We start from the raw sequence: 22,724 nt of genomic DNA, 5'->3' as shown, positions 1-22,724 counted from the left end.
GCTCGAATGGAACCCGAGATGCTACTTGGGAGTAACCCCGAGAAGCGGAGCGAGCTGCGTTGCAATGGGATTCAAGTTGAGGGTGTCCGGCATGACCTTCGGCTTGAAATCCCAGGGCTGAATCGTGTCCGGATCGGCGAACACGATTCGGTCTGCACTTCGCACACCGGTCACGCTCCCCTGAGGCACGTCACAATTGGCCTCCGTGTTGTACGGGAAGTCCTGCTGGGTGTCGTCGAAGTTCGGATCCCGCCGCTGCATTTCGGCGAGGATTTCATGCGTCCCCTCGTAACCGATCGTGCACGACGGCGGGTTGTTCGTCTCGAGCACGATGCCCTGGTGCACCGTTCCGTCGTTCGGCGCGACGGTCGACGCGGAAGCGGCGATCGCCGGAAGGAACATCAGGATCGGCCGCAATGCGATCGCCTGAGGCGCCAGCTTCTGACCCAGCGCCGACAGATTGGTCAGATCGGTCGTGAGACTGGGCCCCGTCCGATCGACCAGCAGGCCGAGTTCGTCACTGGCAGGAATGCCGTTGTCGATGACCGCCCGCACGTCGGGGTCACTGGTGCGCAGCTGCGCGGCGACGGCGTCGAGATCCGAGCTGAACTGCATGATCGCCGACGACTGATCCGACTGCGTTGCCAATACCGTCTGGCTGTCGCGGATCAAGGTCAGGGTTTCCGGTAGAACGTCGAGCCCGTCATCGGTCAGCGTGGACAGAGCATCCGCCAGCGTCTGGAGATCTTCGCCCTTGCCGTTCAATGCCGTTCCCAGTTCAGTGGTGACCGTACGCAGCGCGTCCGTCGGAACCGACCGGACGAGCCCGTTGACACTCATCAACACCTGCTCCACCGGCACGGGGGTCGAGGTGTTGGCCTCGGTGATCATCGAGCCCTCGGCGAGGTACGGGCCCTCGTCGCTGTCCGGCTGGAGGTCGACGTACTGCTCACCGATCGCGGAACGGTTTGCGACGACCGCCTTCGCCGAAGCGGGGATCTCGGGGCCGCCCTTCTTGAGCTTGAGTTCGACGTTCAGTCCGTCCGACGTGAGTGACAGCTCGCCGACCCGGCCGACCGGCACTCCCCGGTATGTCACCTCGGCATTGGTGAAGATGCCGCCGGAATCCCTGAACTGTGCGTTCACGTCGTACTCGCCGAACCCGAGCAGATTGTCGAGACGGACGTACTTGGCGCCCACGTAGACGAGGCCCAACAGCGCGACCACGGCAAAAGCGACGAGCTGAATCTTGACCAGTCGCGATCTCACTGTCCACCCCCAATTCCGAACTGCTCGAGCAGTCCCCCCATCGGGTTCTGCGGGGACGGTGTCTCCGCGCCCGGGGTTGCGCCGGCGGGCGCGGTGCCGGGCAGCGCCGGGAGCCGCAGGCCCGAAGTCGGGACTGGAACGATCGGAGGCACCGGCAGCAGTGAGATCGTCGGCCAGCCCGGTCGCGGACCGTTGCCGTTGTAGTACGGGTTGGTCGGGTCGACGATCGGCTTCGGCTCGCCGAATTTCGGTGACACGTACACCGGATTGCCCTGCCCGACACCGAGCGCGCTCAGCGCGTCGCCGATCTGGAGATCGACCGACAGGAAAAGGTTGACCGAGCCACCGAGAGCGATCTGCTCGACTCCGTCCGGGAACGGAACCGTCGGGATGAACGCCAGGGAGTTGGGTAGGTCGTCGCCGGCATCGGCCAGCGCCTTGAGTGTCGGACGAAGCGCCAGGAGGTCGGCGATCAGATCGTTCTTCGATCGGGTGATGACATCCGTGCCGACCGCACCGAGCCGATCGAGCTGCACCAGCATCTGCGTCAGCTGCGGGCGTTGCTCGTTGAGCACCTGGGCAGCGATCGGCAGGTCATCCAGGATGAGCCCGATCTTCTCGTTCTGCTCGTTCACGCGCGTCGTCAAGGCGTCGAGGCCGTCGAGCGCCCGCGTGATGTCGTCCCGTTGCTGATTGAGACCGTCGATGAGCGTGTTGGCCTGCTCCAGCAAACTGCGCACCCGGCCTTCACGACCGTCGAGTGCAGTGCTCAGTTCGTGCACGATCGGCTGGAGCTGCCCGACACCACCGCCGTTGAGCAACAGCGACAGCGCGCCGAGGACCTGCTCGATTTCGGTGGCGTGCCGGGTGCGATCGAGGCTGATCGTGTCGCCGCTCTGCAACCGGTCCGGATCCTTGTCTTCCGGAGGTTCGGACAACTGCACGAACTTTTCACCGAGGAGGTTGGTTTGTTCGATTGCCGCGACTGCATTCGCAGCCAGGTCCACCGACGAATCGAGGATGACCTCGACATCGGCCGACCAGCCGTCCGGAGCCACCTTGATCGACTCCACCCGACCCACCGGCACACCGTCCACCTTGACGGCCGACTGGGGTACCAGGTCGAGCACGTCGTCGAACTGGATCGTCAGGTGCATGGGGTCGCTCCCGACGTCCGGCCCACCGGGCAGCGGAACACCGTAGATACCTTCCGACGAACAGGAACTCACTGCGAGGGCGACAGCGCACACCCCGGCACCGACAATGACCGAACGCCTCATTCGCCCTCACCGCCTACTGCGTCGTCGAACCGTGGCGACACGACACCCGGCACCGTGCCGGGAGTGACCGTTCGCTGGATGTTCTCGCCGCTCAGGATTCCGAACGGGAGCACGAGCGTCGGCGAGGCCACCGATGCCGTGATCTGCGAGGTGATGTTCTTGCAGTTGTCGATCAACGGCTGCATCTGACGCCCCAGCGCTTCGAAACGCGGATCACCGGGCACGAGCCTGCCGAGGTCGATCAACTTGCAGATCACACCGGCAGGATCCTGGAGTTCGGGGAACGCCAGGCGCGACGCCAGGTTCCCGGACTCCGCGTCGTACGAGTTGGCCAGGTTGCTGACGGCCAACGGGAGCAATGTCAGCGAGTTCACCAACGAGTCGCGGTTGTCGGCCAGCGTCTGGGTGACCGGGACGAGATCGTCGAGATTCTCGGCGAGCAGCTCCCTGTTGTCGGCGACGAACTTCGAGACGTCACCGAGAGCGATGGCCAGCTGGTTCAGCGCCGCACCGAGGTTTTCGCGCTCGCCGGCGAGGAATCCGGACAGGTCGGCCAACTGCGTGTTGAACTCCCGGACCTGCTGATCGTTGGCAGCCAGAGCACTGACGAACACCTGGAGGTTCTTGACGGTGTCGAACAGGTCGCCACGGCTCTCGTTGAGCGTACGTGCGGCGTCCGAGAGCTGATTGATGCTCTGCCCCAACGCCTCACCGTTGCCATCGAGGTTCGCGGCGCCGGTTTCGACGAATTCGGTCAGTGCACCTTCCTTGTTCGCGCCTTCCGGACCCAGGGCGGCCGACAGCTTCTCGATACTTGCGTACAGCTCGTCCACCTCGACGGGCGTAGCCGTGCGATCCCGCGGGATCACGGCACCGCTCTCCATCGTCTCTCCGCCGGTATAGACGGGCGTGAGCTGAACGTAGCGGTCGGCGACCACGGACGGTGTGACCTGTGCGGCCTTCGCGTCGGCGGGAATGTCGATGCCGCGGTCGACCCGCATCTCGACCTTCACTTGATCACCCTGTGGCTCCACCGAGTTGATCGACCCGACCTTCACTCCGAGGACACGGACGTCGGAACCCTCGTAGATGCCTACGGACTTGTCGAAATAGGCGGTGATCTTGGTGGTGCCTGCGCGGGTGAACACCCACCACAGCGCCCCCGCAACCACCAGCGCGACAATGACGATCGCCGCGACTACTGCGATCTGACCGCGGTTGGTTCCCCGGGTTTCTCCGTTGTCGGTGTCAGCCATCAGTTACCCCCCAACGTACGGACGGGATCACGGGGTCTGGGAATGTCCGGGAGACCCGGCGGAAGAAGGTTGACCACGACCTGGTCGAACCAGCGCCCGTTGCCGACCACGTTCGTGTACAGGCGGACGAACGGTTCGTACAGTTTCATCGCCCTGTCCAGGTTCTCGTTGTTGGCCTTCAGAATTTCGACGACCCCGTTGAGTTGTTCGAGTGCGGGACCGATCGTGGCTTCGTTCTCGCGTACGAGACCTGTCAACTGCTGCGACAGCCTCTGGGTTCCGGTCAGCAGCTGTGAGATCGACTGCTGGCGACTGTTGAGTTCGGCGAGCAGAAGGCCCGCATCAGTGATCAGCCGGTTGAATTCGGCGTTGCGGTCGGCGAGTACTTTCGTCGTCGTACCGGTCGCGTCGAACAACTTCCGCAGTTCCTGGTCGCGGCTCGCGATGGTCTCCGACAGCCTGCTGACGCCGTCGAGCGACGCGCGGATCTCCGACGGCGTGCCCTCGAAGGCCTGCGACAACGTCACCATGCTTTCCGCCAGTTGATCGGAGTCGATGTCGCCCACCGTTTCCGCTGCCGCCGAGAACGCTTCGACCACGTCATAGGGAGAGGTGGTGCGCTCCAGCGGAATCGGGTCATTGGGATTCAACGAGTCGGAACCCCGGGGGTCGAGCGCCAAATACTTCTGGCCCAGAATCGTTTTGATCTGAATCGATGCCGAGGTTTCGTTGCCAACCCACGCATCGGTGACCTTGAAGTCGACGTTGACGTGGTCTCCGTCGAGTTCGACAGCGGTGACCTTGCCGACCTTCACACCGGCGATGCGCACCTCGTTGGACGGCTTCAGGCCTGCAGCCTCGGAGAATTGCGCGGTGTAGGTCGATCCGGCGCCGATCAAGGGCAGCGAGTCGAGGAAGAATGCCGACAGGGTCGCCAAGAGCACCACGAGGATGCCGAGGGCACCAGCCACTGCCGGGCTGCGACGTTTTCTCATCGTGTTTGCAACTCCCGTAGGCCGTCCAGCGAGCACCGTTTCGCCGAGTTGGTGTACAGCGGTTGGTTCACGGTCGGCAGGCCGGTGGGCAAGTTCAGTTGAGGTGCCGTTCCCGGGCCTGCAACGATGTCGATTCCACACAGGTAGAACTGGAACCACGAGCCGTAACTGGCCGCCCGCCCGAGCTTCTCGAGCTTGACGGGAAGGGTTTCCAGAACGCCGTTGACCGTATCGGAGTTGCGGTTCAACGTCGTCGCCAGCGTATTGAGCGAAGTGATGGACTCCTGAATGGACGGCCTCGTGGGTTCGAGGAGATCTGCGGTCGCGTCGGTGAGGCCGGCGAGGGACGTGACCGCCGACCCGACGGTACCGCGCTCCTCGGACAACCCGGTGACGAGCTGCTGTGTGTTCACGATCAGGGCATCGAGCTGGTCGTCGCGCTGGTTGACCGTGGCGAGCACATCGTTGAGGTTGTTGATCACCGCACCGATCACCCGGTCCTTGTCTGCCACCGTGTTGGTGAGACTCGCTGTGTTCCGCACGAGTTCGGTGATGGTTCCCGACTCGCCCTGGAACACCTGGATGATCTGATAGGACAACTTGTTGACGTCCTCGGCGCTGAGCGTCTGGAAGAGCGGACGGAATCCGTTGAACAGCGTCGTGAGGTTGACTGCGGGTTTGGTTCGCTCGAGGGGAATGGTGTCACCGGCGGTGATCTTCTTCCCCTGCTGGCCCTCGCCCTGCTGGAGCGAGATGTACCGCTGCCCCACAAGGTTTCGGAACCGAATCGTCGCAGTGGTGCTCGCGGGCAACCAATCTCGATCAGCCACGGTGAACTGCACCTCGGCTTCGCGGTCGTCGACGATCGCGATCTTCTCGACCTGGCCGACTCGCACTCCTGCGATACGCACTTCGTCACCCTCGTTGAGCGAGGTGACATCCGAGAAGATCGCGTTGAACTTGGTGCCGCCGCCACCACCGAGGTTGGCGATGGTGGCCGCGAGCAGACCTGTGGCCAGAATCGTGACCACAGCAAAGATGATCAGCTTGATCAGCGGCGCAAGGAGGCCCCTCACTTGAAACTCACCTCAGTCCCCCTCATGGTCGGTGCACCGACGAGTGTCGTCCAGCTCGGCACGTCCTCGGGCGCCATGCCTCCTGCCTCGCCGTACACGACGTCGAGCGTGTCCTGTTCCATCTTCGAACCCGCATAGCTGGCGGGTGTGACCTCGGCTCCCCATCCCGGAACCTGGTCCGGTACGCCGGCCGGCGCGGGGAAGAAGTCGATGGTGGACGGTCCCGGGTTACGCGAAGGCACCTGGTAGGCACCGTCGTTGTACGACGACCCACCCGGATACTGCGGGAACTTGCCGCCGGGTGCGGTGACGTTGTCGTAGCAGGCGGGTCCGCGGTTGTCGAGCAGGCGCGGCTCGTCCTGGTTAGGCAAGTATCGGCCCTTCGGATTGACGAACTGCACGCTGGCACGCACACCCGGGTTCGGGTCGTCCGGCGCAAGCAGTGCACGTGCGATGGGAGCCGTCTTCGCGAACCCGGCGAACGTGCAGCCGAAGCTCGGCGAATACCGGCCGAGAATCTGCAGCGCCTCACGGGAATCGGCCGCGATGTTCACGATCGACTCCGCGTTGGTCTGCAGGAGGTCTGCCGTGCTCGCACCCGTCGCGGTCAGGGACACCAGCAGTGTGGAGAGCTCGTTCTGCTTCTCCACCACGGTGTTCCCTGTGGTCCTGAGGTTGTCGAGCGCGTTGACCAGGTCCGGCGCCGCCTCCGAATACGTCTGCGAGAAGTCCGCGATACCCCGCAGGTCTTCCTGAATCGCAGGAAGTTCCGTGTTGAGTCCGGCGAAGATCTCCTCGAGCCGGTCGAGCGTCAGACCGAGTTCGGCACCGCGCCCACTGAGTCCCTGCGACAGTGCGCCGAGCGTGTTCGCCAGGTCCTGCGGCGGGATCGCCTGCAGCAGCGGCAGCAAGCCGTCGAGGACCTCGCCGATCTCGACGGCGTTCCCGCTCTTGTCCTGCTCGAGGACGTCACCGGCCTGGATCGGCGGAGCCGTGTCCCCCTCCGGCACGATCAGCGATACGTACCGTTCGCCGAACAGGGTCTTGGGCAGCAATCGCGCCGTCGCGTTGGACGGAATGAGCTCGGCCTTGTCCGGCTGAATGGCCAGATCCAAGGTGACCTCACCCTCCTTGGTGGAGGCCGACCGCACCTCTCCGACGATCAGGCCACGCACCTTGACGTCCGCATTGGGCGGGAGCGCATTTCCGACGGTGTCGGTGACCAGCCCGATCTTGACCACCTTGGTGAACGTCTTGTTGAACATGCCGATCGTGACGGCCAGGAACAGAGCCAGGACAAGGAAGAACACCAGCCCCAGCACCCGTCGACCCACAACAGATGATGTGTTGCTCATCCGGCCACCCTCACTGTGGTCGTCGTGCCCCAGATGGCGAGGCTCAGGAAGAAGTCGAGTACGGCGATCGTCACGATCGCGGTGCGGACTGCCCTGCCCACGGCCACGCCCACGCCGGCGGGGCCGCCCGAGGCGTGATAGCCGTAGTAGCAGTGGATCAGGATCAAGACGAACGCGAAGATGAGTACCTTCGCGAAGGAGTAGAGGACATCTTGCGGTGGCAGGAACAAATTGAAGTAATGATCGTACGAACCGGTCGATTGACCATTGAACAAAGTGCTGATGAGCCGGGACGCAAGGTATGCCGCAAGAAGACCCACGATATAGAGCGGAATGACTGCAACGAAACCGGCGACCATGCGCGTGGTGACGAGGAACGGAACACTCGGCACCGCCATGACTTCCAGTGCGTCGATTTCCTCGGAGATACGCATCGCACCCAGCTGCGCCGTGAAACCACAACCGACTGTTGCCGACAGCGCGAGAGCCGCGACGATGGGTGCGATCTCACGGGTGTTGACGTAGGCGGACAGGAAGCCGGTGAGCACGGAGCTGCCCAGCTGCTCCAAGGCTGCGAAACCTTGCAATCCGACGACTACGCCGGTGAACCCGGACATCATCGCGATGACGCCGATGGTTCCGCCGATGACTGCGAGCGCCCCACTGCCGAAGGTCACTTCGGCGAGCAACCGCAGAACTTCCTTGCGGTAGTGCACGAGCGTGTGCGGCGACCACGCGATCGCCCTGGCGTAGAACGACATCTGCTCGCCGGCCCGGTCGAGCACGTTGAGTGGCGCACGCCCGACACGGCGCGCAGCCATGAGCGTCCGGTCACCGCGTCCCTTTGCGATTGTCATCGGGTCACGATCCCTTCGCCGGAACGATCTGGAGGTACACCATGGTCAAGATCAGGTTGGCAAAGAACAGCAGCAGGAACGTGATGACCACCGACTGGTTCACGGCGTCACCGACACCCTTGGGACCGCCCTTCGGATGCAAACCCTTGTACGCCGCAATGACACCGGCGATGACGCCGAAGACGGCCGCCTTGAGTTCACCCACCCAGATGTCGGGGAGCTGCGCGAAGGCCGAGAACGATGCCAGGTACGCACCGGGATTGCCCCCTTGGAGAATCACATTGAAGAAGTAGCCGCCGGCGATACCGACCACGGACACCAATCCGTTGAGGAGAATTGCGACGAGAACCATCGCGAGGACCCTGGGCACCACGAGGCGCTGCACGGGGTTGATACCCAGAACCTCCATGGCATCGATCTCTTCGCGAATCGTTCGCGCACCGAGATCCGCCGTGACAGCCGAGCCCGCAGCCCCGGCCACCAGGAGTGCTGTCACCAGCGGGGAACCCTGCTGAATGACGGCGAGCACGCTGGCCGCTCCCGTGAACGACTCGGCGCCGAGCTGCTTGATCAGCGACCCCGTCTGCAGTGACACCACTGCGCCGAACGGAATCGCCACCATAGCGGTGGGCAGGATCGTCACGCTCGCGATGAACCAGGCTTGTTCGATGAACTCGCGGAACTGGAACGGTCGTTTGAACGTGTTTCGTGCGACGTCGACGAAAAGCTCGACGATGTTTCCGGCCTGCGTCAGCGCACCGTTGACCGGCCGCAAGACGGAGCTGCGGGTAACCCCCATCCGTTATGCCTACCCTTGCCCGTGAGTGGTGTTCTCGTATCCTTCGCCCCGGTATGCCGGGAGGACCTGCGTATCTTCCTGGCTGTAGGCGTAGTCGTAGTCGCCGCCGTTGCCGGATGTTTCGTCGAGGCTTTCCTGAATTGCGGCCTGCGCGCTCGGCGGCAGGGTGTGCATGATGTGCCGGACGCGTTCCTGCCGGCGGGCCACGGCCTGCCGGAACGGCATCCCCGGCGTCGCCTTCATCTGCGGGACGATGCCCTCGACGTCGTCGACACCACCGGCATGGTGACCGGCGTCGACCATCGCCTGCTCCTGCGCCATCTGCGCCTCGTCCTTCTCCTCCGACATCCCGATCGGACCGATCATCGTGCCGTTGAGGAACTGCTTGACCACCGGCTCCTCACTGGTGAGCAGCACCTCCCGCGGACCGAACATCACCAAATGCCGACGGAACAACATGCCGATGTTGTCCGGCACCGTCCGAGCGAGGTTGATGTTGTGCGAGACGATCAGAATCGTCGCGTCGATCTCGGCGTTGATGTCGATCAACGTCTGCGAAATATAGGTGGTACGCACCGGATCCAGACCCGAGTCCGGCTCGTCCACCAGAATGATCTGCGGATCGAGCACCAGGGCGCGGGCCAGGCCCGCACGCTTGCGCATACCACCGGAAATCTCACCGGGCAGCTTCTCCTCGGCCCCGAGCAGGCCGACGAGTTCCATCTTCTCCATCACGATCTTGCGGATGTCGGATTCGGACTTCTTCGTGTGCTCCCGCAACGGGAACGCCACATTGTCGAAGAGGTTCATCGACCCGAACAGAGCGCCGTCCTGGAACAGCACACCGAACAACTTCCGGATCTCGTAGAGCTCCTTGGACGAGCACTCGAGAATGTTGGTGCCGTCGATCACGATCGAGCCCTGCTCCGGGCGGAGCAGACCGATCAACGACTTGAGAAACACCGACTTACCCGTACCCGACGGGCCCAGCAGCGCACTGACCTCACCTGCCGGAAGGGTCAACGTGACGTCCTGCCAGATCCTCTGCGAACCGAACGACTTGGTCAGTCCCTCGACGGCTACCTCGACACCCACCATTACCTCCGCGACCGTTCGATGCATACACCCCGTGTGGGTTGGGTCACTCTATCGCATCGAAGTGTTACCTGTGACAGAGTATGCTACTCACCGGTAAGAAAGCATGCCAACACGGGGTACCACAATGCAAAACATACCCGCTGAGCTGCGGTGACGAGGGCGTTTTGAGCTGGTCGCACGTTCAGTTTCTCGCTCTGAATTTCGACACTCCGGACTCCGTCCGGACATGAAAAAGGGCCACTCCCCACAAGTGGGAAGTGGCCCTCGTTCGTCCGCTCGGGTAGAGCAGCGCGAAACCGTCTTACTTGACGGTGATCTTCGCGCCTGCAGCCTCGAGCTTCTCCTTGGCGGCGTCGGCCGCGTCCTTGGCAACCTTCTCCAGGATGGCCTTCGGAGCACCCTCGACGAGGTCCTTGGCTTCCTTCAGGCCGAGGCCGGAGACGACCTCACGAACGACCTTGATGACCTGGATCTTCTTGTCGCCAGCCGACTCGAGGACGACGTCGAATTCGTCCTGCTCCTCGGCAGCGTCGGCGCCGGCAGCAGCCGGGGCGCCCGCAGCGGCAACGGCGACCGGAGCAGCCGCGGTGACCTCGAAGGTCTCCTCGAATGCCTTCACGAACTCCGACAGCTCGAGAAGGGTGAGCTCCTTGAACTGGTCCAACAACTCTTCGGTGCTGAGCTTCGCCATGATGGCGGTCCTTCCTGTAAGTCCCATGTCGCTGATCCGCGACCGGGCGGGGTTATAGCTGTGATGCGCGGGTGCGGATCAGCTTTCGGCGGGAGCCTCGGCCGGAGCTTCTGCTCCACCCTCGGCGGCCCTCTTCTCCTGCAGTGCGGCAGCCAGACGGGCCACCTGCGAGGCAGGAGCATTGAACAGGCCTGCGGCCTTTGCCAAGTTGCCCTTCATCGCGCCGGCAAGCTTGGCCAACAGGACCTCGCGGGACTCGAGGTCCGCAATCCGGTTGACCTGATCCACGGACAGCGCAGCGCCGTCCATGTAGCCGCCCTTGATGACGAGAGCCTTGTTGTCCTTCGCGAAGTTCTTAATAGCCTTCGCTGCATCGACCGGCTCGCCCTTGATGAATGCAATGGCGGTCGGACCGACGAAAAGGTCGTCAAGGCCTTCGACGCCCGCTTCAGCAGCGGCACGCTTGACCAGGGTGTTCTTGGCGACGGAGTAGGTGGCACCCTCTCCGAGAGCGCGTCGCAGTGTCGTGATGTTGCCCACCGTCAGACCACGGTATTCCGTGATCACAGCAGCGGTCGAACCCTTGAACTGCTCGGTGATCTCCGCAACTGCGGAAACCTTCTCAGGCTTTGCCATACTTCGCCTCCTCTCATGACAGTCGTTATCCCACTTCGGAGCCGCTGCGCACGTCCGAGAATCCGGACGGTGCACAGTCCACGACATGCAAAACGCCCCGGTGCAGGGCACACGGGGCGGAAAAGGAGGCATTCAGCCGGGTACGAAACCGCGACCGAGACGCATCCCCCTACCTCGTCCTCCTGCGTGGGCCGCCGGACATTCCCGGACTTTCAATCGCACCCTCGCGGGGACGATCACCAACGGTCTTGGGTAGAACATGATTTGGGGTGGAGTTCGAATCCTGCATGAACTCCGCAGCACAGACTACGGCATCACCGGCCGCGCCACCAAATCGGCGTCTTCACGACCAGGGTCGACGCCGCGCAAAAACAGCTCGGCCGGTACGGAGATCTCCGTACCGGCCGAGCTGTGCACAGGTGACGAACTTTACGCGTCGGCATCCTCGAGAAGGTTGCGGGTGCGGTTCGGGTCCACCGGGATGCCCGGTCCGGTGGTGGTCGAAACGGTGACCTTCTTGACGTAACGGCCCTTCGCGGAGGACGGCTTCGCACGCAGGATCTCGTCCAGCGCGGCGCCGTAGTTCTCCACCAGCTTGGCGTCGTCGAACGACGCCTTGCCGATCACGAAGTGCAGGTTGGCCTGCTTGTCGACGCGGAAGTTGATCTTTCCGCCCTTGATGTCCGCGACAGCCTTCGTGACATCGGCGGTCACGGTGCCCGTCTTGGGGTTCGGCATCAAACCACGCGGTCCCAGGACGCGGGCGATGCGGCCGACCTTGGCCATCTGGTCGGGGGTTGCGATCGCGGCGTCGAAGTCGAGCCAGCCACCCTGAATCCGCTCGATGAGGTCCTCGGCACCGACGGCGTCGGCTCCAGCTGCCTCCGCCTCAGCGGCCTTTTCTCCGACTGCGAACACGATGACGCGGGCGGTCTTACCGGTGCCGTGCGGCAGGTTGACCGTTCCGCGGACCATCTGGTCCGCCTTGCGGGGGTCGACGCCCAGACGAACGGCAACCTCGACGGTCGCGTCCATCTTGCTCGACGACGTTTCCTTCGCCAGCTTCGCAGCCTGCAGCGGGCTGTACAGCTTGTCGAAGTCGATCTTCTCAGCGGCGGCGAGGTACGCCTTGCTGCGCTTTGCCATGTTTTCTGTCCTAACTTCTCACCACAGTGTGTGACCAACTGCAGTGGTGAATGGTTCAGTAGTGGTCGGGGCCTGGCCGGCCCTCCCACGCGTTCTCACGACGGCCGTGGCCGTCATACGGAAACGGCTCAGCCGTCGACCGTGATGCCCATCGACCGGGCGGTGCCGGCGATGATCTTCGCGGCCTGCTCGATGTCGTTGGCGTTGAGGTCTTCCTGCTTGGTCTTCGCGATCTCGCGCACCTGGTCCATGGTCACCGAGGCAACCTTGGTCTTGTGCGGCTCGCCGGAGCCCTTCTGGACGCCTGCAGCCTTGAGCAGCAGCTTGGCAGCCGGAGGGGTCTTCAGCTTGAAATCGAAGCTGCGGTCTTCGTAGACCGAGATTTCGACCGGCACAACATTGCCGCGCTGAGACTCAGTCGCCGCGTTGTAGGCCTTGCAGAATTCCATGATGTTCACGCCGTGCTGACCAAGCGCGGGACCCACGGGCGGTGCAGGGTTAGCCTGACCGGCCTGGATCTGAAGCTTGATGAGCCCTGCGAGCTTCTTCTTCTTGGGGGGCATCTCGATTTCCTATTTGTTGCTGGGTGTGTTTCTTGCTACTGCAGTGCAAGTGTGTGTGGCGCTAGATCTTCGCGACCTGCGTGAAGGACAGCTCGACGGGCGTCTCGCGACCGAAGATCGAGACGAGAACCTTGAGCTTCTGCTGCTCCGCGTTGACCTCGCTGATACTGGCGGGAAGCGTCGCAAACGGGCCGTCCATGACGGTGACCGACTCGCCGACCTCGAAATCGACCTCGATGAGCGGCTTCGCGAAGCTCTCTCCCCCGGTGTCACCGGCGGACACTGCCGCGGCGGCAGCCTGCTTCTTCTGCTCCTGCTGCGGCAGCAGGAACTTGACGACCTCGTTCAGCGTCAGCGGCGACGGCCTGGAGGTGGCACCGACGAATCCGGTGACACCGGGCGTATTGCGCACGGCTCCCCAGGACTCGTCGTTGAGCTCCATCCGGACGAGGATGTAACCGGGCAGAACCTTCCGGTTGACCTGCTTGCGCTGGCCGTTCTTGATCTCGGTGACCTCTTCGGTAGGAACTTCCACCTGGAAGATGTAGTCACCGACATCGAGGTTCTGGACACGAGTTTCGAGGTTGGCCTTCACCTTGTTCTCGTAGCCCGCGTAGGAGTGGATGACGTACCAGTCACCAGGCGCACGGCGCAGGGCGGCCTTCAGCTCGGCGACCGGATCCTCGGGCTCCTCGGCGACGACTGCGTCGTCAGCGGGCGCCTCTTCGGCGACGGCAGTGTCGTCGTTCGACGGCTCGGCTACCTCGTCACCGGCAGTGTCCGGAGCATCGATGCCCTCGTCGGCAGCCTCGACATCCACTTCGGCTGCCGCCTCGGCAGAAACACGCTCTTCGGCCAAGGCCTCATTCGTGTCGTTCTCGGGGGTGCTCACTGGGGCACTCGCTTCCTCTCGTCACTCACATACTTCGGATCCACCGGGGCGGACTCCGTCAACCGAACAACCAGGTGACGCCTTTGATGACCGCAAGATCGAGTACACCGATGAACGCCACCATGAACACCACGAATACGAGCACAACGCTGGTGTAGGTGATCATCTGCTTGCGGTTGGGCCAGATGACCTTGCGCAGCTCCGCGATGACCTCGCGTAGGAACCGGCGCAGCCGCTTGAAGATGTTCTCCTTCTGCGGCTTGTCGGCACGGTCCTTCGTCGCGGGACGGGCCTTGGTGATCGTCTCGGCTCTCGCGCGTTCCGGCGTCTTCACGGAACTGGCAGCGACGCCGGTGCCGGCCTGCGACCGACGGCTCTGACGTTTGCCGCTCGGCCTTGCCGAGGGACTCTCGGAACGCGTGGTGGCGTCGGCCGCGGTGTCGTCGACACCGTCCGGGCGCGTCGACCCTGAAGTGTCGCCGTCGCGCTTGGCGCGCTCCTCGCTCACGTCGTTCCTCTCAGTCGCTGGCAATCCGGGGGCAGGGGCGACAGGACTTGAACCTGCAACCTGCGGTTTTGGAGACCGCTGCTCTGCCAGTTGAGCTACGCCCCTTTGGTCGGGTGACCTGGTCCCGAGTTACCTCTGGACCAATTCTTGCCCGACCTCTCTGTGATTACATGACACGCGCGCCACCCTGTGTCGGCGAACAGCACCGTAGGGCAGCGCGCAGCGCTAAGTAATCCCAGAAATCTCAGTGTACTTCAAAGCCCCGGAACAAACCCAATCCACCCGGCGGTCAGGCCAGACGGACCGTTGCCGTGGCACGACCGAAGATCTTCTTTCCTTCGGAGCGCGCCACGATAGCGACTACTGCAGTCTTGCTTTCTTCGTCCACCGACTTGACCTTGCCGGTGTATTCGACCTCGGCGGCCTCGTCCTCGCGGACGTACACCGAGCTCGTGAAGCGTACATTGTATTCGGTGACCGCGCCGGGGTCACCGAGCCATGAGGTCACGAATCCACCACCGAGACCCATGGTGAGCATCCCGTGGGCAATCACGTTGTCCAGACCGGCAAGCTTGACGACCTCGTCGCTCCAGTGGATCGGATTGGGGTCACCCGAGACGCCCGCGTAGTTGACCAGATCGCCACGCGTGAGGCGCACAATGCGCTCGGGGAGTTCGTCACCCACCGAGACGTCCTCGAACTTACGAAGCGCCATGCATGATCACGTCCTTGACTGCGTGAGCGATGTTCTCGTCGACCTCGCCGCCGGTCCGCGCGACAAGTGTGGTCCAGGTGGTCTGCACGAGTTCGTCGTTCTGGTCGGTGACGATGTTCTTGGTGGTGATGATGTCGCTGCCACCCATCTGACGGAAGCCGTCCAGATAGACGTCGCAGAACAAGCGGTCCCCGACCTTGATCGGCTTGTGGAACACGAGACGCTGATCGGTCTGGAGGATCTGGCTCGGGTCGTAACCGGTGACGATCTCCTTGAAGAGGCGGCTCTGAGCGATGATGCCGACAAGCGAGATGAACGTGAGCGGAGCGAGCAGGCCGTCGTAGCCGAGGCCGCGGGCGGCGTCCTCATCGTGGTGAGCGGGGTGCCAGTCCTGCACGGCCCGCGCGTACTCGCGCACCTTCTCGCGACCGACCTCGTAGAAGTCGTCGACGCGGTAGTGGTGCCCCACCATCGCCAGCGCGTGCGCAGCCGGATCCTCGGGAACGTCCGGAGACACGCTCGTCTCGATCTCTGTCACAGTGTCAGTCACGCGAAAGAACCTCTTCTACCCTGGGCGTGGGAACGCGAGGGCAGCCTCGAAGCTTCCCTCGCGAACTCAACTCCCGGCCGGAACCGTGCTACTTCGACTCGCGATGCGACTGGTGGGTTCCGCAGTTGGGGCAGAACTTCTTGATCTCCAGGCGATCGGGGTCGTTACGCCGGTTCTTCTTGGTGATGTAGTTACGGTGCTTGCATACCTCGCAGGCCAAAGTGATCTTGGGCCGAACGTCAGTCGAGGAGGCCACGGGATGCCTTCTTTCGGGTGTATCTGATTACGAGCAATCAGGGTGGATCATGCATATTGTGTAGCGGTGACCGGACTTGAACCGGCGACGCAACGATTATGAGTCGTTTGCTCTACCAACTGAGCTACACCGCCTCGGTGTCGAGTGTCGCGCACGAAGCGCTTCACCACAATCCAGCGAGCCCCCTAACGGAATCGAACCGTTGACCTTTTCCTTACCATGGAAACGCTCTGCCGACTGAGCTAAGGGGGCGTGCTTCACTCGCACATCGCTGTGCGCTGAAGCCTTGACGAGATTACACAGAGTTCGCGCCGAGAACCAAATTGCCTGGTCACGGTTCTCCGAAACCCCACCCACCGGACGTTACGCACTCCGGGAACGAACGCGGAACGCCCGAACCACAGGTACCCAACGACAGAACCCCGGTGAGCTGGTGCTCACCGGGGTTCTGTGTGTGGCAGATGTAGGATTCGAACCTACGTAGGCATAAGCCGACGGATTTACAGTCCGCTCCCATTGGCCGCTCGGGCAATCTGCCGGGTTGCACGAGGAGCGCGAAATCTCTGCGAGATCGCTCTCCACTGCGGAAAGAAGAATACAACGAACGGCCCCCCGTTTTGCAAACCGGGTGGATACGGGCGGTTGCAAACCGATAGCGTCGAATCTGCTCACTAGCATTCAGGTGAGCGCCCGTCCGGATCGCGGCGGGGGAAACAGACGGAAACCGGGAGTGTGCAGTGGCTGATTCGTCCTTCGATGTGGTGAGCAAGGTGGAGCGTCAAGAGGTGGACAACGCCCTGCATCAAGCCGGCAAGGAGCTGTCGACCCGTTTCGACTTCCGCAACACGGGCGCGTCCATCGAGTGGTCCGGTGAGGAATCCATCACGCTGACGGCCGACACCGAGGAACGACTGCTCGCCGCCCTCGAAGTTTTCAAGGAGAAGTTGATCCGCCGGGACATCTCGCTGAAGGCCTTCGACGCCGGCGAGCCCGCGCAGTCGGGGAAGATCTACAAACTCACCGGCACGCTCGTCCAGGGCATCACCACCGAGAACGCCAAGAAGATCACGAAGAAGATCCGCGACGAGGGACCCAAGGGCGTCAAGGCGCAGATTCAGGGCGACGAGCTGCGCGTGAGCAGTAAGAAGCGCGACGACCTACAGGCGGTCATCTCCCTGCTCAAGGGGGAGGACTTCGGCATCGCGCTGCAGTTCGTGAACTACCGGTAGGCGCTCCGCGCTCGTGCGCCTTTCTGGTAGCTGGAGCAACCAGAAAGGCGCACGGGCGGCGAAGCCGCCTACCGGCCGGCCATCCGCTCGAGACGCTCGATGCGCTCGGCCATCGGCGGGTGGGTGGAGAACATGCGGCTCATCTTCTCGCCGGTGCGGAACGGGTTGGCGATCATCAGGTGCGACTGTGCCGCGAGCTGAGGTTCCGGGGGGAGCGGGGCCGCCTGGGTGCCCCGCTCGAGCTTGCGTAGCGCGGACGCCAGGGCGAGAGGGTCACCGGTCAGTTCGGCGCCCGACTGGTCCGCTTGGTATTCCCGGGACCTCGACACCGCCAGCTTGACGATGGTGGCCGCGATGGGGCCGAGCAACGACACCAGCAGCAGCGCGAGCGGGTTGGCGCCCTGTCCCCCACCCCGCCCGCCGAACATGTTCGCGAACATCGCGAAGTTCGCCAGCCCGGACACGACAGCGGCCATCGTCCCGGCCACCGACGAGATCAGGATGTCGCGGTTGTAGACGTGCGACAGCTCGTGTCCCAGGACCGCCCGCAGCTCTCGTTCGTTGAGAATCTGCAGGATGCCGCTGGTGCAGCAGACCGCGGCATGCCGAGGGCTGCGGCCCGTGGCGAACGCGTTGGGGGCACTGGTGGGGCTGATGTAGAGCCGGGGCATCGGCTGATGAGCCGTGGTGGCCAGCTCCCGCACGATGCGGTAGATGGCGGGCGCTTCCACCTCGGTGATCGGCTGCGCATGCATGGCTTTGAGTGCCAGCTTGTCGCTGTTGAAGTAGGCGTACGCATTCATGCCGACCGCGAACACGATGGCCAGCAGAAGGATGGTCGTGTTGCGGAACAACGCGCCGATGAACACGATCAGCGCCGACATGCCGACCAGCAGAACCAGGGTCTTGGCCCCGTTTGCGTACCCGCGCACGGCTCGCCTTCCTTGTCGTTGTCACCCGATCACGATCGCCCGAATACCGGATCTTGATCATTCAACGAAGGAGGGTGGTGAGACGGTTCCCGGTGTGTACAGCGTGGAAATCGCGCGAGCAATCAGGTTCGACGATACGGCTCAGCCGACGCGTTCGACCGTGTAATCGACCAGCTTGACGAGTGCGTCGTTGGCGGGACCTTGGGGTAGCTGGGCGAGCTGCGCACGCGCCTCCACGGCGAACTCCTCCAGCTTCGCCTTGGCCTGCGCCATCCCAGGCGACCGCGCGAGGAGCTCGAGCGCCTCGGCGACGTCGTCGTCGTCGGTGACGGGGCCGTCGAGAAGCACACGCAGCCGGTCGGCCTCGGGTCCCTCGTCGCGCAGCGCATACAACACCGGAAGGGTGTGCACGCCCTCACGCAGGTCCGTCCCTGGTGTCTTGCCGGACTGAGCCGACACCGAGGAGATGTCGATGATGTCGTCGGAGATCTGGAAGGCCGTGCCGACCGCGTCGCCGAGTCGTTCGAGCCGCTCCACGTCGGCGGCGTCCGCGCCGGAGAAGGTGCCGCCGAAACGTCCGCACGCAGCGATCAGTGAACCCGTCTTCTCCCACACCACCTTGAGATAGTGCTGGATCGGGTCCTGCTCGCCGCGGAGGCCGATCGTCTCGCGCATCTGCCCGGTCACCAGTTCGGCAAACGTCTCGGCGATGATCTGGACAGCAGAGGGACCCAACGTGGACACGAGGCGGGAGGCGTGCGCGAACAGGTAGTCGCCCGCCAGGATCGCGACACTGTTGCCCCACCGCGAGTTGGCACTGGGCGCGCCTCGGCGCATCGACGCCTCGTCCATCACGTCGTCGTGGTAGAGCGTGGCCAGATGGACCAGTTCGACGACGGTGGCGGCGGTGACCACCGACGGATCGGACGCTTTCGGACCCAGCTGAGCGGTGAGCACCGTGAACAGCGGGCGGAAGCGCTTGCCGCCGGCCTTCGCGAGGTGCAGCGCGGCCTCGGTGAGAAAGTCCTCGCCGTCGGAGAGCTCGCTGACCAGCAGTTCCTCGACCTGTTTCAGCCTGTCGCGGACCGTGGCAGCGAGCTGAGTGTCGCCGAGATCGATCCCGGCGACCGTAGTGCCCTCTACAGCGTCGGCAGCGGTGTGTGCTGCGCCCTCGGTGCTCACGTTCTCAGTACCCATTCCTGTCGTCAGTGACGGCTCGGTTCCCGCGCCGTCGGTGACGGCTGGTACCCACGGTAGAGAACCTAGCGGTTGCGGCGGCCATCGGCCTCGCCGCGGTCCCCGGGCGTGGCCTGACAGGATGTAGGTGTGGTCGTAGCAGAACAGTCGCCCGCGGGGTCCCCGCTTCCCGTCGCCGCCGATGTCCTGGTCATCGGCGCTGGTCCCGCCGGTTCCTCCGCCGCCACCTGGGCCGCGCGTGCCGGCCGCGACGTGGCACTCGTCGACGCCGCCGTGTTTCCCCGGGACAAGACGTGTGGTGACGGCCTCACCCCGCGTGCCGTCGCCGAACTCGATCACCTCGGCCTCGGTGAGTGGGTGCGGTCGAAGGGCACCAACCGCGGGCTCCGGCTAAGTGGATTCGGGCAGGAACTCGAACTCGAATGGCCCGGACGGTCGTTCCCCGCCGTGGGGAGCGCGGTGGCCAGGACCGAATTCGACGACAAGCTCAGGACGACTGCGGTCGAGGCGGGCGCCGTGATGGTGCAGGGGGCCAAGGCGGTCGGCGTCGAGCGGAACGGCGACCGGGTGAGCGCGGTGACGGTGCAGACCGGCGACGGGACGCACACCATCCAGTGCCGCACACTGATCGTGGCCGACGGGGTCCGGTCGACGTTGGGCAAGAAGCTGGGCCGGGAATGGCACCGCGACACCGCGTACGGCGTCGCCGCGCGCGCCTACATCGCTACGGCGCGCAGTGACGATCCGTGGATCACCTCCCACTTGGAGTTGCGTGATAGCGCCGGCACTCTGCAGTCGGGGTACGGGTGGGTGTTTCCCCTCGGCACCGGCGAGGTGAACATCGGGGTCGGCACACTCGCCACCGCCAAACGGCCGGCGCCGGGCGCGCTCCGGCCCCTGCTCGACCTGTACACGGCACAGCGGCGCGCGGAGTGGGCCTGGGGCGGCGAACTGCGGGCGGTGGCGTCCGCGTTGCTGCCGATGGGCGGCGCGGTGTCCCACGTCGCCGGGCGCAACTGGGCCGTCATCGGCGACGCCGCGGCGTGTGTGAACCCGCTCAACGGCGAGGGGATCGACTACGGGCTCGAGGGTGGACGTCTCGTGGCCGAAGTCCTCGATGCGGACGATCTGACGGAGCTGTGGCCCACCATCCTCCGCGAGCGCTACGGGCGGGCGTTCTCGGTGGCACGTCGGCTCGCCGGACTGCTGACCGTGCCCCGGGTTCTCCCGGCGTCGGGTCCGGTGGCGATGCGCTCGCGCGCGCTCATGACCATCGCCGTGCGCGTGATGGGCAACCTCGTCACCGAGGAGGACAACGACCTCACCGCCCGGGCATGGCGTGCGTCCGGCCTGGCGTCGCAGAAGGCGGACACCCGGCCGCTGTTCGGTTGAGGCCGGTCAGCGGGTGGCGCGGTGCAGGGCGACTACCCCGCCGGTGAGGTTGCGCCACTGGACGTGTCGCCACCCTGCCGCCTCGATGCGCTGGGCGAGTTCGGACTGTGTCGGCCAGGCGCGAATGGACTCCGCGAGATACACGTACGCATCAGGGTTGCTGCTGACCGCGCGGGCGACCCGCGGCAGCGCCTTCATCAGGTACTCCATGTAGATCGTCCGGAACGGCCCGAACACCGGCGTGGAGAACTCGCTGACAACAAGGCGGCCGCCCGGCTTGGTGACGCGGGCGATCTCCCGCAGCCCGGCATCGAAGTCCGAGACGTTGCGGAGGCCGAACGAGATGGTGGCCGCGTCGAACACCGCGTCGGCGTACGGCAGGTGCATCGCGTCCCCCGCCACCATGGGAACCTGCCGGCCGATGCCCGCCTGCAGCATTCCCTTGGAAAAGTCGGTGGCCACGCACCACGCCCCCGACCGCCCGAGTTCGACGGTCGACACACCGGTGCCCGCGGCGAGGTCGAGAACCCGCTCCCCCGGCTTCAAGTCGAGGGCCGACCGAGTCGCCTTGCGCCAACTGCGGTCCTGCCCGAAGGACAGGATGGTGTTGGTGAGGTCGTAACGCTTCGCGACGCCGTCGAACATCGACGCGACTTCGTGCGGATCTTTTTCGAGCGATGCCCGCGAACCGTGTGTAGTTGCCACACCCGGAACGCTACCAACCTCGTCGGGTGCCGGGATCGGCGCTAGTCGACGCCTGCCCGGCCGATGTCTGGGTTGGCCGCGCATGCTCGGGTAACGATCCCCGTGCCGTCGTCAGGCAGCCCGGGACGCGCGGAAGCCCGCAGACCCGGTGACCTCGGCGTAGTGGTCGAGCAGCTCGCTGCAGATGGCAGGCCACGTGCGGTGCAGCACCGATCGCCGGGCCGCCTCACCGAAGCGCGCCCGCATCCGCCGGTCACTCAGCGCCTCGACGGCACTGGGTAGCAGCTCGGCGAATCGCTCGACCGGCAGCAGGTACCCGTTGCGGCAGTGCGTGACGAGGTCGCGTGGCCCTCCGGCGTCCGGGCCGATTACCGGAATGCCACTGGCCAGCGCTTCCTGAACGGCTTGGCAAAACGTCTCGTGCTCACCCGGATGCACGAACACGTCCAGGCTGGCGTAGGCCTCCGCGAGTTCGGTGCCGCCGAGTTGGCCGGTGAAGACGGCATCGGGCATCAGCTTCTGCAAACGGCCCCGCTCCGGCCCGTCGCCGATCACCACGAGCTGGATTCCGGGGTGTCCGGCCAGCGCGGCGAGTCGCTCCACATGCTTTTCCGGAGCGAGCCTGCCCACAAACCCCACGATCAGACGGTCCGGCTCCGCCGACCAGGAGTCGCGCAGGTCCGTACTGCGGCGAGACGGCGCGAATCGGCTGGTCTCGACTCCGCGGGCCCAGCGGTGCACGCGGGGAATGCGCTGCTCGGCAAGGGCCTCGACCGCAGACGTCGACGGCGCGAGGGTTCGCGTGCATCCCTTGTGGATGCGGCGGGTCCAGGCCCACGCCGCGCGGCTGGTAATTCCCAGGCCGTAGCTTTCGGCGAAACCCGCGACGTCGGTCTGATAGATGGCCACCGTCGGCACGTCCAGCCGGTGCGCCGCGCCGAGCCCGCCCGCGCCGAGCAGGAACGGCGACGCCAGGTGAATCACCTCGGGCTCGAACGCACGCAGTTCCGCCGTGAGTCCCGGTTGCGGCAGTCCGACGGGGAGGGAGCTGACTTTCGGAACCATGACCGCGGGCACCCGATAGACGGGCACACCGTCGTGTTCCGTCGAAGCAGGAGGCTGTGAACCGACGGTGTCCGGGGCGACGACCATCGCCTGGTGTCCGTCCCGCTGCAAATGCTCGAGAACTCGGAGCACCGAATTGGTCACACCATTCATGTTGGGCAGGAACGACTCCGCGACGATCGCTACTCTCACGACGCACAGCGTGGCAGTGCCCGTGGTCACGGCGGCGAGGACGATATGACCGACGCGCGAAGTTCCGGCG

24 protein-coding genes and 4 tRNA genes are annotated in these 22,724 nt (G+C 64.4%); 2 read left to right on the top strand and 26 right to left on the bottom strand.

The features are described from left to right. Positions 1-21 precede the first annotated feature (21 nt). From GFS60_RS08515 to GFS60_RS08410, 22 genes are all read right to left on the bottom strand, one after another. On the bottom strand, positions 22-1,269 hold the full coding sequence (locus GFS60_RS08515) for an MCE family protein (RefSeq protein ID WP_159920385.1): 1,248 nt from the start codon (positions 1,267-1,269) through the stop codon (positions 22-24). Then, on the bottom strand, positions 1,266-2,549 hold the full coding sequence (locus GFS60_RS08510) for an MCE family protein (protein WP_159920383.1): 1,284 nt from the start codon (positions 2,547-2,549) through the stop codon (positions 1,266-1,268). The genes GFS60_RS08515 and GFS60_RS08510 overlap by 4 nt, the downstream gene beginning before the upstream one ends. Further along, positions 2,546-3,805, bottom strand: coding sequence for an MCE family protein (locus GFS60_RS08505; protein WP_159920381.1), 1,260 nt, complete (start codon positions 3,803-3,805; stop codon positions 2,546-2,548). Before GFS60_RS08505 ends, GFS60_RS08510 begins: the two co-directional genes overlap by 4 nt. Beyond that, positions 3,805-4,800, bottom strand: coding sequence for an MCE family protein (locus tag GFS60_RS08500; protein WP_109327977.1), 996 nt, complete (start codon positions 4,798-4,800; stop codon positions 3,805-3,807). Before GFS60_RS08500 ends, GFS60_RS08505 begins: the two co-directional genes overlap by 1 nt. Continuing rightward, positions 4,797-5,876 (bottom strand): MCE family protein, encoded by a 1,080-nt coding sequence (locus GFS60_RS08495; protein WP_109327975.1) that lies wholly within the window; start codon positions 5,874-5,876, stop codon positions 4,797-4,799. The genes GFS60_RS08500 and GFS60_RS08495 overlap by 4 nt, the downstream gene beginning before the upstream one ends. Beyond that, positions 5,873-7,231, bottom strand: a complete 1,359-nt coding sequence (locus tag GFS60_RS08490; RefSeq protein WP_159920379.1) for an MCE family protein — start codon at positions 7,229-7,231, stop codon at positions 5,873-5,875. Before GFS60_RS08490 ends, GFS60_RS08495 begins: the two co-directional genes overlap by 4 nt. Next, positions 7,228-8,088, bottom strand: a complete 861-nt coding sequence (locus tag GFS60_RS08485; RefSeq protein ID WP_159920377.1) for an MlaE family ABC transporter permease — start codon at positions 8,086-8,088, stop codon at positions 7,228-7,230. The genes GFS60_RS08490 and GFS60_RS08485 overlap by 4 nt, the downstream gene beginning before the upstream one ends. Before the next feature lie 4 nt (positions 8,089-8,092). Continuing rightward, entirely contained in the window at positions 8,093-8,887 is a 795-nt protein-coding gene (locus GFS60_RS08480) for an MlaE family ABC transporter permease (RefSeq protein WP_109327969.1), read from the bottom strand. A 9-nt stretch (positions 8,888-8,896) separates the two neighbouring features. Then, positions 8,897-9,985, bottom strand: coding sequence for an ABC transporter ATP-binding protein (locus GFS60_RS08475; protein ID WP_109327967.1), 1,089 nt, complete (start codon positions 9,983-9,985; stop codon positions 8,897-8,899). A gap of 301 nt (positions 9,986-10,286) precedes the next feature. After that, positions 10,287-10,676 (bottom strand): 50S ribosomal protein L7/L12, encoded by a 390-nt coding sequence (rplL, locus tag GFS60_RS08470; protein ID WP_012688867.1) that lies wholly within the window; start codon positions 10,674-10,676, stop codon positions 10,287-10,289. 78 nt (positions 10,677-10,754) lie between these two features. Next, complete coding sequence (rplJ, locus tag GFS60_RS08465; RefSeq protein ID WP_109327965.1) at positions 10,755-11,312, bottom strand: 50S ribosomal protein L10; 558 nt, start codon at positions 11,310-11,312, stop codon at positions 10,755-10,757. A gap of 429 nt (positions 11,313-11,741) precedes the next feature. Next, on the bottom strand, positions 11,742-12,458 hold the full coding sequence (gene rplA, locus GFS60_RS08460) for a 50S ribosomal protein L1 (RefSeq protein ID WP_005252097.1): 717 nt from the start codon (positions 12,456-12,458) through the stop codon (positions 11,742-11,744). 128 nt (positions 12,459-12,586) lie between these two features. Next, positions 12,587-13,021, bottom strand: coding sequence for a 50S ribosomal protein L11 (gene rplK / locus GFS60_RS08455; RefSeq protein ID WP_109327963.1), 435 nt, complete (start codon positions 13,019-13,021; stop codon positions 12,587-12,589). A 61-nt stretch (positions 13,022-13,082) separates the two neighbouring features. Next, positions 13,083-13,913 carry a transcription termination/antitermination protein NusG gene (gene nusG / locus GFS60_RS08450; RefSeq protein WP_159920375.1) on the bottom strand — a complete coding sequence of 277 codons (831 nt, stop codon included), beginning with the start codon at positions 13,911-13,913 and terminating at the stop codon, positions 13,083-13,085. A gap of 58 nt (positions 13,914-13,971) precedes the next feature. Further along, positions 13,972-14,421, bottom strand: a complete 450-nt coding sequence (gene secE, locus GFS60_RS08445; protein ID WP_159920374.1) for a preprotein translocase subunit SecE — start codon at positions 14,419-14,421, stop codon at positions 13,972-13,974. Positions 14,422-14,453: 32 nt separating this feature from the next. Next, a tRNA-Trp gene (locus GFS60_RS08440) sits at positions 14,454-14,526 on the bottom strand. 184 nt (positions 14,527-14,710) lie between these two features. Further along, complete coding sequence (gene hadB, locus GFS60_RS08435; RefSeq protein WP_109327957.1) at positions 14,711-15,136, bottom strand: (3R)-hydroxyacyl-ACP dehydratase subunit HadB; 426 nt, start codon at positions 15,134-15,136, stop codon at positions 14,711-14,713. Continuing rightward, positions 15,123-15,686: a (3R)-hydroxyacyl-ACP dehydratase subunit HadA gene (gene hadA / locus GFS60_RS08430; protein WP_109327955.1), complete on the bottom strand. Its 564-nt coding sequence runs from the start codon at positions 15,684-15,686 to the stop codon at positions 15,123-15,125. Before hadA ends, hadB begins: the two co-directional genes overlap by 14 nt. Before the next feature lie 88 nt (positions 15,687-15,774). Then, positions 15,775-15,942, bottom strand: coding sequence for a 50S ribosomal protein L33 (gene rpmG, locus GFS60_RS08425; protein ID WP_005252089.1), 168 nt, complete (start codon positions 15,940-15,942; stop codon positions 15,775-15,777). Positions 15,943-16,003: 61 nt separating this feature from the next. Further along, positions 16,004-16,076 (bottom strand) — tRNA-Met (locus GFS60_RS08420). 45 nt (positions 16,077-16,121) lie between these two features. Beyond that, a tRNA-Thr gene (locus tag GFS60_RS08415) sits at positions 16,122-16,194 on the bottom strand. A 203-nt stretch (positions 16,195-16,397) separates the two neighbouring features. Beyond that, positions 16,398-16,480: transfer RNA gene (locus tag GFS60_RS08410), tRNA-Tyr, on the bottom strand. 199 nt (positions 16,481-16,679) lie between these two features. Here GFS60_RS08410 and GFS60_RS08405 point away from each other — a divergent pair. Continuing rightward, a complete protein-coding gene (locus GFS60_RS08405) occupies positions 16,680-17,171 on the top strand; it encodes a YajQ family cyclic di-GMP-binding protein (RefSeq protein WP_109327953.1) in 492 nt (163 codons plus the stop codon). A 68-nt stretch (positions 17,172-17,239) separates the two neighbouring features. On the opposite strand, the gene htpX is transcribed toward GFS60_RS08405, so the two are convergent. Both htpX and GFS60_RS08395 read right to left on the bottom strand, forming a co-directional pair. Continuing rightward, a complete protein-coding gene (htpX, locus tag GFS60_RS08400; protein WP_159920373.1) occupies positions 17,240-18,103 on the bottom strand; it encodes a zinc metalloprotease HtpX in 864 nt (287 codons plus the stop codon). Positions 18,104-18,244: 141 nt separating this feature from the next. Further along, positions 18,245-19,300, bottom strand: a complete 1,056-nt coding sequence (locus GFS60_RS08395) for a polyprenyl synthetase family protein (RefSeq protein WP_159920371.1) — start codon at positions 19,298-19,300, stop codon at positions 18,245-18,247. A 129-nt stretch (positions 19,301-19,429) separates the two neighbouring features. Between GFS60_RS08395 and GFS60_RS08390 the strand changes: the two genes are divergently transcribed. Next, entirely contained in the window at positions 19,430-20,692 is a 1,263-nt protein-coding gene (locus GFS60_RS08390) for a geranylgeranyl reductase family protein (RefSeq protein WP_159920369.1), read from the top strand. A 6-nt stretch (positions 20,693-20,698) separates the two neighbouring features. Here the strand turns inward: GFS60_RS08390 and GFS60_RS08385 are convergent, their stop codons facing one another. Further along, positions 20,699-21,397, bottom strand: coding sequence for a demethylmenaquinone methyltransferase (locus tag GFS60_RS08385; protein WP_159920367.1), 699 nt, complete (start codon positions 21,395-21,397; stop codon positions 20,699-20,701). Positions 21,398-21,508: 111 nt separating this feature from the next. Further along, a complete protein-coding gene (locus tag GFS60_RS08380; RefSeq protein WP_201453528.1) occupies positions 21,509-22,654 on the bottom strand; it encodes a glycosyltransferase family 4 protein in 1,146 nt (381 codons plus the stop codon). Between the last annotated feature and the right edge of the window lie 70 nt (positions 22,655-22,724).

The organism is Rhodococcus sp. WAY2 (genome assembly GCF_009859915.1).
GTDB classification, from domain to species: domain Bacteria; phylum Actinomycetota; class Actinomycetes; order Mycobacteriales; family Mycobacteriaceae; genus Rhodococcus_F; species Rhodococcus_F oxybenzonivorans.
The sequence above is the reverse complement of the archived record's forward strand: the minus strand, read 5'-3'. Positions and strand labels throughout refer to the sequence as shown.

Coding starts and splice junctions, on each gene's coding strand:
- GFS60_RS08510 (WP_159920383.1), bottom strand. CDS start 2,549: ATGAGGCGTTCGGTCATTGTCGGTGCCGGGGTGTGCGCTGTCGCCCTC.
- GFS60_RS08505 (WP_159920381.1), bottom strand. CDS start 3,805: ATGGCTGACACCGACAACGGAGAAACCCGGGGAACCAACCGCGGTCAG.
- GFS60_RS08500 (WP_109327977.1), bottom strand. CDS start 4,800: ATGAGAAAACGTCGCAGCCCGGCAGTGGCTGGTGCCCTCGGCATCCTC.
- GFS60_RS08490 (WP_159920379.1), bottom strand. CDS start 7,231: ATGAGCAACACATCATCTGTTGTGGGTCGACGGGTGCTGGGGCTGGTG.
- GFS60_RS08485 (WP_159920377.1), bottom strand. CDS start 8,088: ATGACAATCGCAAAGGGACGCGGTGACCGGACGCTCATGGCTGCGCGC.
- GFS60_RS08480 (WP_109327969.1), bottom strand. CDS start 8,887: ATGGGGGTTACCCGCAGCTCCGTCTTGCGGCCGGTCAACGGTGCGCTG.
- GFS60_RS08475 (WP_109327967.1), bottom strand. CDS start 9,985: ATGGTGGGTGTCGAGGTAGCCGTCGAGGGACTGACCAAGTCGTTCGGT.
- rplL (WP_012688867.1), bottom strand. CDS start 10,676: ATGGCGAAGCTCAGCACCGAAGAGTTGTTGGACCAGTTCAAGGAGCTC.
- rplJ (WP_109327965.1), bottom strand. CDS start 11,312: ATGGCAAAGCCTGAGAAGGTTTCCGCAGTTGCGGAGATCACCGAGCAG.
- rplA (WP_005252097.1), bottom strand. CDS start 12,458: ATGGCAAAGCGCAGCAAGGCGTACCTCGCCGCCGCTGAGAAGATCGAC.
- rplK (WP_109327963.1), bottom strand. CDS start 13,021: ATGCCCCCCAAGAAGAAGAAGCTCGCAGGGCTCATCAAGCTTCAGATC.
- hadB (WP_109327957.1), bottom strand. CDS start 15,136: ATGGCGCTTCGTAAGTTCGAGGACGTCTCGGTGGGTGACGAACTCCCC.
- GFS60_RS08395 (WP_159920371.1), bottom strand. CDS start 19,300: ATGGGTACTGAGAACGTGAGCACCGAGGGCGCAGCACACACCGCTGCC.